The sequence below is a fragment of the Viridibacillus sp. KH_047 genome, assembly GCF_057838945.1.
In genome coordinates this window covers 817208-830872 of record NZ_CM174479.1, presented here as the reverse complement: position 1 = coordinate 830872, position 13665 = coordinate 817208, and the positions used below count along the sequence as shown (strand labels likewise).

14 protein-coding genes are annotated in these 13665 nt (G+C 36.1%); 4 read left to right on the top strand and 10 right to left on the bottom strand.

Annotated features, from left to right (window positions below):
• Positions 1-17: 17 nt before the first annotated feature.
• Positions 18-452: a Dps family protein gene (locus AC3IS5_RS04255; protein ID WP_489426691.1), complete on the bottom strand. Its 435-nt coding sequence runs from the start codon at positions 450-452 to the stop codon at positions 18-20.
• Between the two features lie 98 nt (positions 453-550).
• On the opposite strand from AC3IS5_RS04255, the gene AC3IS5_RS04250 reads away from it, so the two are divergent.
• The 3 genes from AC3IS5_RS04250 (at position 551) to AC3IS5_RS04240 (ending at position 2009) form a co-directional block, all read left to right on the top strand.
• A complete protein-coding gene (locus AC3IS5_RS04250) occupies positions 551-715 on the top strand; it encodes a hypothetical protein (protein ID WP_489426690.1) in 165 nt (54 codons plus the stop codon).
• A complete protein-coding gene (yidD, locus tag AC3IS5_RS04245) occupies positions 716-949 on the top strand; it encodes a membrane protein insertion efficiency factor YidD (protein WP_038188145.1) in 234 nt (77 codons plus the stop codon). It begins immediately after the preceding gene.
• A 97-nt stretch (positions 950-1046) separates the two neighbouring features.
• The gene (locus tag AC3IS5_RS04240) at positions 1047-2009 is read left to right on the top strand and encodes a metal ABC transporter solute-binding protein, Zn/Mn family (RefSeq protein WP_489426689.1); all 963 of its coding nucleotides are present in this window, start codon (positions 1047-1049) and stop codon (positions 2007-2009) included.
• A 76-nt stretch (positions 2010-2085) separates the two neighbouring features.
• Here AC3IS5_RS04240 and AC3IS5_RS04235 read toward each other — a convergent pair whose 3' ends face one another.
• The 8 genes from AC3IS5_RS04235 to AC3IS5_RS04200 form a co-directional block, all read right to left on the bottom strand.
• Positions 2086-2793 (bottom strand): ABC transporter permease, encoded by a 708-nt coding sequence (locus AC3IS5_RS04235; protein WP_489426688.1) that lies wholly within the window; start codon positions 2791-2793, stop codon positions 2086-2088.
• A complete protein-coding gene (locus tag AC3IS5_RS04230) occupies positions 2790-3638 on the bottom strand; it encodes an ABC transporter ATP-binding protein (RefSeq protein ID WP_489426687.1) in 849 nt (282 codons plus the stop codon). The genes AC3IS5_RS04235 and AC3IS5_RS04230 overlap by 4 nt, the downstream gene beginning before the upstream one ends.
• 145 nt (positions 3639-3783) lie before the next feature.
• The gene (locus AC3IS5_RS04225; RefSeq protein WP_489426686.1) at positions 3784-4743 is read right to left on the bottom strand and encodes a response regulator transcription factor; all 960 of its coding nucleotides are present in this window, start codon (positions 4741-4743) and stop codon (positions 3784-3786) included.
• A 178-nt stretch (positions 4744-4921) separates the two neighbouring features.
• A complete protein-coding gene (locus AC3IS5_RS04220) occupies positions 4922-6370 on the bottom strand; it encodes an o-succinylbenzoate--CoA ligase (RefSeq protein WP_489426685.1) in 1449 nt (482 codons plus the stop codon).
• 209 nt (positions 6371-6579) lie between these two features.
• On the bottom strand, positions 6580-7398 hold the full coding sequence (menB, locus tag AC3IS5_RS04215) for a 1,4-dihydroxy-2-naphthoyl-CoA synthase (RefSeq protein WP_038188163.1): 819 nt from the start codon (positions 7396-7398) through the stop codon (positions 6580-6582).
• A 26-nt stretch (positions 7399-7424) separates the two neighbouring features.
• Positions 7425-8240: a 2-succinyl-6-hydroxy-2,4-cyclohexadiene-1-carboxylate synthase gene (gene menH, locus AC3IS5_RS04210; protein ID WP_489426684.1), complete on the bottom strand. Its 816-nt coding sequence runs from the start codon at positions 8238-8240 to the stop codon at positions 7425-7427.
• Positions 8228-9952 carry a 2-succinyl-5-enolpyruvyl-6-hydroxy-3-cyclohexene-1-carboxylic-acid synthase gene (gene menD / locus AC3IS5_RS04205; RefSeq protein WP_489426683.1) on the bottom strand — a complete coding sequence of 575 codons (1725 nt, stop codon included), beginning with the start codon at positions 9950-9952 and terminating at the stop codon, positions 8228-8230. The genes menH and menD overlap by 13 nt, the downstream gene beginning before the upstream one ends.
• The gene (locus AC3IS5_RS04200) at positions 9945-11330 is read right to left on the bottom strand and encodes an isochorismate synthase (RefSeq protein ID WP_489426682.1); all 1386 of its coding nucleotides are present in this window, start codon (positions 11328-11330) and stop codon (positions 9945-9947) included. The genes menD and AC3IS5_RS04200 overlap by 8 nt, the downstream gene beginning before the upstream one ends.
• 354 nt (positions 11331-11684) lie before the next feature.
• On the opposite strand from AC3IS5_RS04200, the gene AC3IS5_RS04195 reads away from it, so the two are divergent.
• Entirely contained in the window at positions 11685-12620 is a 936-nt protein-coding gene (locus tag AC3IS5_RS04195) for a hypothetical protein (protein WP_489426681.1), read from the top strand.
• Positions 12621-12699: 79 nt separating this feature from the next.
• On the opposite strand, the gene AC3IS5_RS04190 is transcribed toward AC3IS5_RS04195, so the two are convergent.
• Complete coding sequence (locus AC3IS5_RS04190) at positions 12700-13638, bottom strand: dipeptidase (RefSeq protein WP_489426680.1); 939 nt, start codon at positions 13636-13638, stop codon at positions 12700-12702.
• Between the last annotated feature and the right edge of the window lie 27 nt (positions 13639-13665).

Genomic DNA, 13665 nt, shown 5'->3' with positions numbered 1-13665 from the left:
CTTAACATTATTATTAGCTAACCTAAGAATGCTTTTAACATCCAAACATGTTTATCCAGACTTTGATAGGTAGCATTTAATAAATCTTCTGTCATATCATCCTCTTCTTTTGCCGCTTCATCCATTCCCGATTTTAAGGATTTCATCATGATTTCAAAATCACTAATAACAGCTTCAACCATTTCATTTGTTGATTCGTTACCAGTTGCTTCTTTTACATTGGAAATTTCCAAATGTTCTTTTAATGTTGCTACAGGTTGTCCACCTAAAGTTAATATACGTTCTGCAATTTCATCTAAATGAGTCGCTGCTTCATTGTATAATTCCTCAAATTTCTCATGTAACGTAAAGAAAGACGGACCTTTCACATACCAATGGTAGTTATGTAATTTTGTATAAAGCACCGACCATGATGCTACTAGTTGGTTTAATTCATTTTGTAAAGCTGACATAAAACTTTCACACTCCTCATTTTGTTTTAAGCACTATACTGTTAATATACCGCTATTTTAAGTAAAATAAACATGAAGAAATCATTGAGGTGAAATAAATGTCGATTGCTTGGATTGCCATAATGCCTGTTGTTATTTTGACAGTAGTTTTAGCAAGTTATTTAATTTACTATATCGCAAAAAACAACCAAAAAGATTCACATAAAACGATTGATCCTAAACCAACGCAGCCTTTTTATACTGCCGAGAAAGAAGAACAGTAAATGAAGTATATTTTCAAATTCCTTATTCGCATTTATCAAAAAGCGATTTCACCTTTGACTCCACCATCATGTCGATTTTACCCAACATGCTCAAATTACGGGTTGGAAGCGATTGAAAAACACGGTGCTTTTAAGGGTGCTTACTTAGCAATCCGTCGCATTTTACGCTGTAATCCGCTACATCCAGGTGGATATGACCCCGTACCAGAAGAATGGCCTCCGAAAAAAGATTAGTTTCGGGGCTTTTTTTATTGTGTTTTTTTATAAACTCTTGTATGATAAAACATGTTAAAAAACAAATCGTAATGGTTACTATTTAAGAGGTGCTTATATGAAAAAGGCTCTATCTATATTTTTAATTGCTATACTCGCTTTATTTACTGTTGCCTGCAATGCAGATGACCAAGTAAATCAGGATAAAAGTAAAAAAGACGTACTTTCTATTTACACTACTGTTTATCCTTTAACTTACTTCGCAGAACGTATTGGTGGTAAGCATGTTGAAGTTAATTCAATTTACCCTCCTGGATCAAATGAACATTCATTTGACCCAACGCAAAAAGATATGATGAATTTAGCAGATGCGGATTTATTTTTCTATGTTGGTTTAGGTCTTGAAGGCTTTGTTAACAATGCCCAAAAAACATTAAAAAATGAGAATGTAGAATTTATTGAAACTGCTGCTAATGTTTCCGTGGAAAAACTAGACGTTAGTACAAGTGTTGCACATGATCATGAAGCTGAAGAAGATCATGCACATGGTGATGTTGACCCCCATGTATGGCTTTCACCTATCATCAGCCAAGATTTAGCACTTTCTATTAAAGACGCTTTAGTAAAAACTCAACCAAATCATAAAGAAGAATTTGAACAAAATTACAAGTCTTTAATCTCAGAACTTCAAGATTTAGATAGAGAATTTAAAGAAATGGCGAAGAATTCCCCTTCTAAGACATTTTTTGTATCTCATTCTGCATTTGGCTACATTGCTGGAACATACGGATTAACTCAAGTTTCAGTAGCCGGGTTAAATTCACAAGACGAACCCTCTCAAAAAGAATTAACTAAAATTGTCGATCAAGCAAAAGAGGATCATATTCACTATATTTTATTTGAACAAAATATTTCTTCTAAGTTAGCAGAGGTCATCCAAAAAGAAGTAGGTGCTGAACCGCTTACTCTTCACAATTTAAGTGTCCTTACAGATAAGGACATTAACAACGAAGAAACATATTTTACTTTAATGAAAAAAGATATCGAGACATTAAAAAAGGCTTTGAATGAATCAAAATAATATGAGCTAAGCAAAAAATCAAACCCGTACAAAGAGTCCGTATACCGGCTCTATGCACGGGTTTTTAATTTCCCAATTAATCCACCATTCGTTTTTTAAAGGTAACCACTGTAGCTATAGCTGCTATAATAATCCAACCAATAATCACTGCAAATGGCTTAATTAAATCCCCTAAAGCAAAACTTTTTTCAAGTAGCTCTCCCAAAAGAACAATTTGAACACTTGGTAGCCATTCGACTACTTTCAATATAGGATAATTTTCAATAAGCGTCATCCCCATTGGTCCAAATGAAAATATAGCTAGTACGGGTAATACAATAACAGACGATTCCATTACAGACTTAGCAAAAAGACCTAAAAATGTTCCTACAGCTATATAAAATACCGCTGATAACATTAGTGCTAATGCCATCACTGCTAAATTCCCTGGCATATACCCTGAGAAATACATACATCCCCCTACAATAAGCATAGTTGATATAAATGTTAGTGTACTTTTACCAATTAGGATTTCAGAAGTCGATGCTGGTGATAACATTAAACTCCTCAGTGTATTCTTCTCTTTCTCTTCAGCAATCAAGCAACATTGGACGTAGGTAGCTACCACCGAAAATGTAATGTTAATCGACATAAAGTACCCTTGAATCGTATCAACACCCATTCGAGCATAAAAAGCAGCTAAAATAAGTGGTGCAAAGATCATTGATGATACTGCTAAATTGCGCGAAAACTCCTTGTAGTCTTTCACTAAAATTGCTTGGATTCTTTTAACTGATGTATTCATAGTAGTTCCCTCCCCGTTACTTGTACGAAAATATCCCCTAAACTCGGTTCATTAGTCGATATACGGTCTACTTGATTATTTTGCATCCATTCAAACATTTGTTTAGCATCCCCAGCACCTTTACCAATTATCTCCTTTCTACCATCCAATAGTTCAACTGTTAATGAGTCATCTCCAAATTGGCGTTTTAAGTCGGTTGGTGAACCAATTACACGTATAGTCCCTTTATCAAGAAAAGCTACACGATTACAAAGCACCTCAGCTTCTGCCATATCATGCGTTGTTAAGAAAATTGTCGTTCCCATCTCATTTAATTTACGTAATCCTGCATAAATATGATTAGTGTTCACTGGATCCAGCGCAGAAGTCGGCTCATCTAAAAATAACAATTCTGGTTTGTGTAAAATAGCACGTGCCAATGTAACTCGTTGGATCATTCCTTTTGATAAAGTATTAACACGTTTCTTACGTTCCTCATATAAATTAACAAACTTGAGCGCCTCCTCAACTGATGAATCAGGCAAATTATATAATTTACTATATAGTAGGAGGTTTTCTTCAATTGAAATCCTCGTATATAAACCGCTATTATCTGTTAAGATACCAAATCGACTACGTGCTGCTGGTTGTTGCAATGCTCTCGCATCATTATTAAAAACGCGTACATCTCCACCTGATGCAGTAAGTTGCCCTGTTAAAATTTTTATTGTAGTTGTTTTCCCCGATCCACTTGGTCCAAGGAAACCGAATATTTCCCCCTTTTTAATTTCAAAAGAAACATCTCGGATTGCCTTCTCCTTTTGAAAACTCTTTTCCAAATGGCTTACTTCAATTATTGTTTCCATTAGTATTCCCCCTGTGTTCGATCTTGACCTAAGAATACAAGAGACTTTATGAATGTGCATTATATATCGAGTGAATGGAGCTATATGATGGTGAATGATATCAAATTATGGGTGAATGAAGGTCGATTATTTCCTGAGAAATAATTTATATTCCGACTATTTTCTTTAATTCTACTAACTTACTTTTAGATAAAGGAACATGCGTTCTTTCGTTTCCAGATAAAATTAAGCTATAGCTATTTTTTGTCCACGTCACAATTTCTCTAACCTTTTGTAAGTTAACAATATACGAGCGATGGCAACGGAAGAAACCGAATGGAACTAGACGTTGTTCGAGATCATTAAGTATTAAAGTACACGGAAATGTATCTCCACTGACATATACATTCACTAATCCATCTATACTCTCAATATAATCAATTTCTGGTGGATTAAATAATATAAATTTGTCATTCAGCTTGGTAGGGATTTTCTCTAATTTAATTAGCTGACTTTCTGTTTCAGGTGATTTCTCGGATTCTATTCTCTCTTCTTGTAAATCCAATGGTTCTAACCCTGTTGAATCCAGACGGTATAGTTGATCTGATGAACTCAGCAGATCTTCTAAACTATTCGCCAATAGATATACAATATATCCTTTTTCCTTTAATGTTGTAATGACAATATCGACAATACGTTTAGTTTCAACGTCTAGATTTTGAAAAGGCTCTTCTAAAATATGTATAGGTTGCTCATGCATTAATAATTTGGCAAACCGAACTCTTTGGACTTGTACATCATTTAAATCCTTGATTTTCACACCTTTTTTATCCATCAACCCAGTCATTTTAAGGATTTCATCAAGTTCTGCATTAGAATTATATAAAGCCCTTTCAAACTTTAGGGTTTCCATTACCGTTAACCTTTCGTAGCCCCCTTCTTTTCTAAAGTGAAGATTTATTTGAGTGTTGTATTGGAGTTGTTGTACAATATATCCTATTTGTTCTACATCAGAGTATATACCAGTTACAGCACCTTCATTATATGGTAATTCGAATGAAGGACAAATTGTGACACCACCAATAACCGACTCAGGAATAACAACTTGCTGAAAATCTTTTGTCATGATTTATAACTTCCTCTCACAAATAATAAAATTATACAACATAATGGAAAATAATTCATTTAAACCAATTTAAATACATATTAAAAGCTACTAAATTTGTAATCAATGCTGTTAATACACAATTAAACCACCTATGATATTAATCATAGGTGGTTTAATTAATTTAAATATCTTGATTTTAGTCTTTGTTTAATAGCTCTTTTAATTTTCTTCGTAATAACTTATTTGAACCATTGCGTGGTAATTCACTGACGATATAAATTCGATGTGGTACTTTATAATTGGCTAAATGTTCCTTGCAAAATGCCAACAATTCATCTACATTTACTCTTTCTTTTAAAACAACAAATGCGTTAGGCACTTGCCCCCATTTATCATCTTCTACTCCGCATACACCAGCCTCACGCACAGCTTCATGTGAGACAAGCACATTTTCAATCTCCGCAGGATAAATATTCTCACCACCAGAAATGATTAAATCTGAACGACGATCAACTACATACAAATAACCTTCATCGTCTAAATAACCAATATCTCCTGAATGTAACCAGCCATTGTCCTGAGAAGATTTATCTGCAAATCGCCCTATATACCCAGGCGTTACATGCGGTCCACGAATTAAAATCTCACCTTGTTCGAAAGCTTTCTCTGCTCCATCGATACGGATTTGATTGAAAAAGAGTGCTTTACCCGCAGATCCTAATTTACGTATTGCATCTTTACTTGATAAAGTTGCTGTTTGAGAAGATGTTTCTGTCATACCGTATGTTTGGGAAACATTAAGCCCAAGTTGTCCCGCTCGCTTTAAATAATCGATTGGAACAGGACCGCCCCCTGCAAGCATTGTTAAAAACTTTGGAGAAACTTTAGCATTTCTAGCTTCCATCTCCGATAAAATTCTTTCTAAAGTGACAGATACAACTGACATTCTTGTTACAGTACCTGCTACTAATTCATTTACTATTTCTTTAACGTTAAATTTAGGATAGAGTTTAATTTCAACACCGTGCAATAATGATTTAGCTAGCATGGAAAATCCACTGATATGAAATAATGGCATTGTACAAAGCCAGCAATCACCCTCTACTAAGCCCATATTATAAACGGAGGAAGTAGCACTTGAAACGTGATTCCCTACCGTTTGGCGAACTCCTTTTGGATAGCCGGTGGTACCAGATGTATACATGATTGTCATCGTTTCATCATCATCCCACTCACCTGCAAGATCGAAGTCTCGCTGATGACTTTTATTAATTTCATTAAAAGACAATGTTGGCACTTTATTAACAGGTAATTTCTCCACTAGTAAGTCCTCTACCAAAATAAAATCAACTGCCGCATCATCAATTTGATAAGCCAGCTCTTTTTCTGTTAATCGTAAATTTAATAGTACCATCTCACATTGCAAATGCATACAAGCATACATCATCCAAATAATATCGGGATGGGATGGTGCATAAATAGCTACTCTTGATCGCTGCTTTACACCCTTTGCAGTTAATTTTTTTGCTAGAATAATTGCTTTTTCATTTGCTTCTTTAAACGTCCACTGTTCTTCTTCTTCAAAGCTAAGTGCAATCCGCTCAGGTGTTAATAGGCTACGTTGTAAAAGCCAGTTTGGTATCATTTTTTCACCCCCGCCTTAATTATGTTGATAAAAAAAGCTGCCCTTAGAGGACAGCTTAAAATGACAACTTTTCTGAGCTGTCTTTTGTTGAAGATTACTTGAAGTATTTATTCAACAGTTCCAGCTTCAGGCAATAACTGCTCTCAGCTGGAGAGCATTTTGTTGGTCATGCAACCGTTACGACAAACTTAGGCTGTCTTCCTTAGCTATTAAGGGAAACGTGGGAACTGGCCAAAGTCTGGTTCGCGTTTTTCTTTGAATGCGTCGCGACCTTCTTTTGCTTCGTCTGTTGTATAGTAAAGTAAAGTTGCGTCTCCAGCGAATTGTTGAAGACCTGCTAAACCATCTGTGTCTGCGTTGAATGATGCTTTTAGGAAGCGTAATGCAGTAGGTGATTTAGAAAGCATTTCTTCACACCATTGAACAGTTTCGTCTTCTAATCTTTCTAGAGGAACAACTGTATTTACTAAGCCCATATCCAATGCTTCTTGTGCATCGTATTGACGGCATAGGTACCAAATTTCACGTGCTTTTTTATGGCCAACGATACGTGCTAAGTAACCTGCACCGTAACCAGCGTCAAATGAACCTACTTTAGGTCCAGTTTGGCCGAAGCGAGCGTTTTCTGCTGCGATAGTTAAATCACAAACGATGTGTAATACATGTCCGCCACCAATTGCGTAACCAGCAACCATTGCTACTACAGGTTTTGGCGTGATACGGATTAAATGTTGTAAGTCTAATACGTTTAGACGAGGAATGTTGTCATCTCCAACATAGCCACCGTTTCCGCGAACTTTTTGGTCTCCGCCTGCGCAGAAAGCTTGGTCGCCTTCACCAGTTAAAATAATTACACCGATATTTGCATTATCACGTGCACGTGTAAATGCGTCGATTAATTCTGAAGTTGTTTTTGGACGGAATGCATTGCGCACTTCCGGACGATTAATTGTAATTTTAGCGATACCATTATAAGATTCATACTTAATATCTTCGTATGTACGCTCTGTTACCCATTGACGAGTCATATATATGATCCTCCTACTTGTAATTTTTAAATTTGTTCCTCTATTATTGTAGCAAAAGTTTCAGGATTTTCCACATGAATTGCATGTCCAGCTTTTGGTACGACTACATGCTTACAATTTTTGAATAAATTCTTCATGTCGATAGCTTTTTGATAAAATTTCTTATCTAACTCACCTGTTACTAAAACAACAGGTTTAGTAAAGGCTGCCAACTCATCCCAATATGAATTCTGTTGACCTGTACCAACACCTCTTAAACTATTTGCTAAACCTCTTTCATTTTGCAATAAGCGCTCTGCACGAATTTCCTCTTGAATGTCTAGAGGTAAGTGTTTTTGGGATTCGAATAAGGATATGTTCTCCCAATAATCCACAAATGCTTGTATACCTTCTTCTTCAAGACGATCTGCTAGAGTATTATCAGCTTTTACTCTGTCAGTGCGTTCTTCAATCGTTTGCAGACCTGGTGAAGCACTTTCCAAAATAAGTTGCTCAATTGTTTCGGGATATTGCAAAGCATAAGCTAATGCGATGCGTCCCCCCATAGAATAACCTACTAACGTGAATTTATTGATACCACGTTGTACCAACAATTCATGTATGACTGCAATTTGCTTCTCCATGGAATAATGCTCTACATTTTTCGGGCTATCTGTGTAACCATGACCAATTAAATCAATTGCAATGATACGTACTTGATCACCCATTAAACTCATTACTTTGTCCCATGTTGCAGAGCTACCCGTAAAGCCATGTAATAATACAACGGTTTTTTCGACGCGCGGATTAATAATTTCATAATGCACGTTTAAACCGTTTACTGTCATTATTACGCTTGCCATTTTGCATCTAACTCCTCACCAATCGCTCTCCATAATTTACGGTGTGTCGCAACATTTACTTGACGATTTGTAAATACTTCTATCAAACGTAGAGGTTTTTGTTTTGGTGTTTGTAACACTTCTACAAATTCCTCTTTTGTTTCTACAGCCTGATATTCTGCTCCATACATTATCGCGATTTCTTTAAAGTTAAGTCCTGAAGGTGTTCCGAATAATTCTTCATAATGTGCTTCTTCTGTAGCTTGTGCTAAATATGAGAAAATACCACCGCCATCATTATTCATCACAACGATCGTCATATTACACCCTTGATATCGTGTAGTAATTAATCCATTCACATCATGTAAAAACGCTAAATCACCAATCAATAAATACGTTTCACGCTGTCTTGCAATTTGCACACCAAAAGCAGTAGATACAACACCGTCAATGCCATTTGCACCACGATTGGCAAAAACTTTTACATCTTTTACCGTTTTATTAAAAAATGTATCCACATCTCGGATTGGCATACTACTACTAGCAAATAAATCACTTGCTTCAGGTAAATTTGTAAATAGCGTCGCTGCCATTGCACCCTCATCAGATTGCTCTTCTAAATACTGCTCAATTTGCTTTGTTGCAATATCATTCGCAGCAATCCATTTAGATCTATAAATAGTATCGATTGTTGACTCAACAGTGACATCTTCTAACCAGTCACTGACACTAGCATGTATGTGGTGTGTTGCAATTGCTAAAGAATCACGGAATATCGGATCCTCATCTATTACTATAAATGTATCTGGTTTAACCAAAGTTAAAAATATTGAAAGAGGTTTTGATACTAGCTGTGCACCAAAGCGAATAACAGTATTAGGTGCCATCGAATTTTTAAAAGCCTCGTTTTTCAAAATAGCATCATACTGATCAATGATATAATCCATACAATCTTCAGGAATATTCGAGCGTAAATGAGATAGGCTCTCTACAAGAACTGGCCATTTCACCTTTCGAATAAAATCCCAAACAGCTTCTAAGTCCACTCCTGGATTCATCTCACCGAAGATTAATAATCCTTTTTCAGCTTTATTAATTGCAGCCTCTAATGTATTAAATGCTTTTTTCGAAGGGCGTAATTCAGCTTCGTAACTTTCCACAAAGGTTCCGACTGGTAATGTCTCTTGGAAATTGATGAGTAGTGGTTCACGGAATGGTACATTAATTTGTACAGGGCCAGCAGGTGCAGTCGTCGCAATCGATATCGCACGTGCTATATGGCGTTCGATAAATGACATTGTCCCTGTTGATGTATCTGGTAGTGGGAAGTCCACTGACCATTTTACATGCGTACCATATAAATTCACTTGGTCGATTGCTTGTGGTGCCCCAACTTCACGTAATTCATGTGGACGATCTGCCGTTAAAATGATCAAAGGTACACGCGCATAGCTCGCTTCTACAATAGCAGGGAAGTAATTCGCTGCCGCTGTTCCTGATGTACAAACTAGCACAACCGGTCGCACACTTGCCTTTGCAATACCTAATGCCAAAAATGCTGCAGAACGCTCATCTACTTGACGGTATAAATTAAATTCCTTTGAAGAAGCAAAAGCATAAGCAAGTGGAGTTGAGCGTGAGCCTGGACTCACAACTACATCTCGTGCACCTGCCTCATATAATGACGCAACGAGCTTATAAACATAGCTCGTTAAAGTCTCTTTCTCACTCATGTAATTGTCCTCCTAAAGCTCGTAACATTGGACGGAATTTCACTAAAGTTTCATCGTATTCACTGCTTGGTTGTGAATCAGCCACAATGCCACCACCAGCATATAAAAATGCTTGATCTTTAGCTAAAAGAGCCGAACGAATAGCTACAGCAAATTCCCCGTTACCTTGAGCATCTAGCCACCCAATTGGAGCTGCATAGAGACCTCGATTCATTGGCTCATATTCTCGTATTACTTCCATAGCCTTCATACGAGGTACGCCCCCTAAAGCCGGTGTTGGGTGCAATGTTTTTACTAATTGTAAAACAGTCGCTTCTTCTTTCAATGGCCCTTCAACTGGTGTAAACAAATGTTGTATATCTCTAATTTTCAACAACTGAGGCGCATTTGGAATTTGATAACTTGCACAGTTTTCTTTAAATGTCTGCAAGATCATATCCACCACATATTGATGCTCGGAAAGGTTTTTCGTATCATTTAATAAGCTTTGTCCTAGCAAGTCATCTTCTTCAGCCGTTTTCCCGCGTTTGATAGAACCTGCAATACATGAAGAGTAGGCATATTTATCGGAAACCTTTACTAAACGCTCAGGTGATGCTCCAAAAAACAATTTACCTTGTTCTTCTAGGCCAAATAGATAACTTTCTGGCTGCTCCATCATTACTTGTGACAACACATTAGGAGATGTTACTTGTTCTTCAAATTGCAAGGCGAGCGATCGTGCAATAACAACTTTATCTGCTTCTTTTTGGCGTATTAAAGACGTCACCTTGCTAATTGATTCCAAGTATTCTTCTTTATAAGGCTCATAGCTGCCCTTAATTTGTGGCTTGGCATATGTTTTTAACGCCTTTACTTGCGCTGTATGAATCAATTCATCACGCTCTTTGCGTAAAGCATTGAGCGCTTCTGTCGTATTTTCTTCATCAGTGATCAAATGAATACTCACATAAGCTTTATCATTTTTCACTACAAGTTGATATGTTGCAACAGCAAAAAAAGCTTCTGGGAAACCTGTCCATTCACCTGACACTTCATTTTCCGTATCAAATGTAAAACCACCAAACAAAATGGGTTGAATATTACTTTCATCATTCACAACATTTTGCGTTAGCTTTTTCCATTGTTGTTCAACGTCATCAAATCTATGTTCTTTTGCATCGCTTGAAATTGTATGAGCATGCCCCAAACCTGCAAGCGTAAATGTTTTTTCACGATTTTGCCAAAAAAATCGTTGCCCAGCAAATGATTGCTCACCCGCTTCAAAAAAGGCGAGCGCTGACAATCGACTTACTTCTATTGTTTCTATATGAAAATATAATGTCGATTGCTCTGTTTCAATTCGGTCGCCGGTTGTTGCTGACAACTTCCGATTCATGAAAATTCCCTCCGTCAACGGATTCCACCAATTACTGGAATCCACTCGTACATACTTAAATATCCTATACTATCATACATCTTTATTGGCAATTCGGCACTTCATTTGCAAAGTTCAATCGCATTTTCTATGTATTTTCGCTAGTAATTTACTAAAAAATTCTAATACAGCTAAAATATAAACGTCGTGATAGATTATGTCATGAGATTTTATCTACTAACATATATTTTACTTATGTACATTCCGATTTAAATGAAGGGTAGAAATCAATATTATTAAGGGACTAAAAAATGAAGAAAAGGGGTTATCACTACGAGAAAACACCTAGATGCCAAGCTACAGAAGACAGCATTTATGAAAGTAAAACGTAATCTATTGAAGAAGCCACATTTCTTTGTAAGCATTGCAATTGCTTTCTTATGCCTTTTTGTAAGTAATACCACCATTTCACCAGTAATGGCTAGTAATGAAAAGAAGTTAGCTCCAATCCAATTAGATATGGGTGGGATTCCTGTTACGCGGGAAATTTTTGATACTTTAAACAACTCCGATTATGAAGTTATGAGTGTCGGAGTAATACCAAATCCTCATACCATAACTATTTCCCTCCATCTAACTAATGAAGAATTGGAAAAAGAAAAACCAATAGTGACAAAGAAAGTTGAAGAAATTTTGGCAACCCATTATATTGACGTTTATAAAATCAAAATTGAAAAATTCGAAAATGTTCCTCCTAATGAGTTGCCATCTAAAACTGAAAAAATCAATAAAGAACTGTTGAACATCTTCCCTATCATTTCAAAAACCATGAAAAAGTTCGGATATGATACACCGCCTAGTATAGAATATAACGGTATAAAGTCTGGAGTCCTCGTTATAGAATTACCTAATACTGAAAAAAGAAAAAAGACTATAAAGCAAGCTGTGGAAAAGGCTTTAAAAAAGGAAAAGTTTAAATTTAAAAAAGTTGAATTTAAACTTTATGACAAATCGAAAAGACAACAAGATTATAGATGGAGTCCAATCATTAGCACTATTTCTGATAATATTATTGGGAAAAGTGATTACATGCTGAAAGGTGTAAGTTATCAAATAAAGAATGGAAAGACCTATATTTCTTTAAATACGGGGTTAGATAAGTCTAAGTCCGAAAATGTCACTTATTTAAAAGAGACTCTCAAGAAATTTTTCGCATTAGAATCCACTAAAGACCGGATAATGAAAGATACTTACGATTTAATTATTTTCGGCAAAAATAAGCAAGTACTAGTGAAAATAACAAAGAATTAACTTCACTGCAGAAAAATGATTTTTTATTTTCTCCATAAAAAAACGTCATGACAACCTGCGTCATGACGTTTCATAATGCTTATTTTTGTATTTTTTTCACATAAGATAAGAAGTTATTACTCGCAATACCTTTCACTTCATCTTTAGTAAAATGTTCTTGCAATTTCTCTAACAAATTTTGAGTTTGAGATGCATTCTGTAAATTTTCTACAAACTGGTGAATGCCGTCAAAATCTGATCCTAGCCCTAAATTCTCTACTCCAACTACATTCGCTAAATGCACAAAATGTTGAATCAATGCGTCCATCGTAGCTGATTCAGTATGATTGACAATGAACTCTGGATAATAAACTAGATGAATATGACCACCATGTTCTACAAGAGCCTTTGCCTGTTCATCCGTTAAATTACGAGGATGGTCACATAATGCACGTGCATTCGAATGACTAGCAATAATATGTTTTGCTATCGGTAGCACATCCCAAAATCCCTGCATATTCAAATGTGACACATCTATGAGAATGTCACGTTCATTTAATAATGCCACAACCTCTTTTGCAAAATCTTTCAAACCTAAATTAGGGTCATTTTGTGCACCATAAGCAACAGCATTCTCATTATTCCAAGTGAGGCCAACTAGTTTCACTCCTGCGTCTAATATTGCCTGTAATTTGAATAGATCGGCTCCGATGGCATCACAACCTTCTAATGTTAAAACCGCTCCAATTTCACCTTCTTGTAGCGTTTCTAGTTGATGCCAATCTGTAATATGTACCATCTCCGGATTTGGAGCAAGCACTTGTGTTTGGAATAATTCAATTTGGCGGAGTGCCTCTAAGTATTTTCTCCCTTGAGGTATATCTTCATCTACGAAAATCGCAAAAAATTGCACCTTCACTTTTCCTTGCTTTAAGCGTTCTAAATTTGCTTGTAATTGTGGTGCATTTCTAAAATTAAGTGGTTCTTCGGCTATGGACAATTTCCATAACACATCACAATGCAAATCGATAATATTCATATGTTGTACCCCCATTAGCTATCTTAC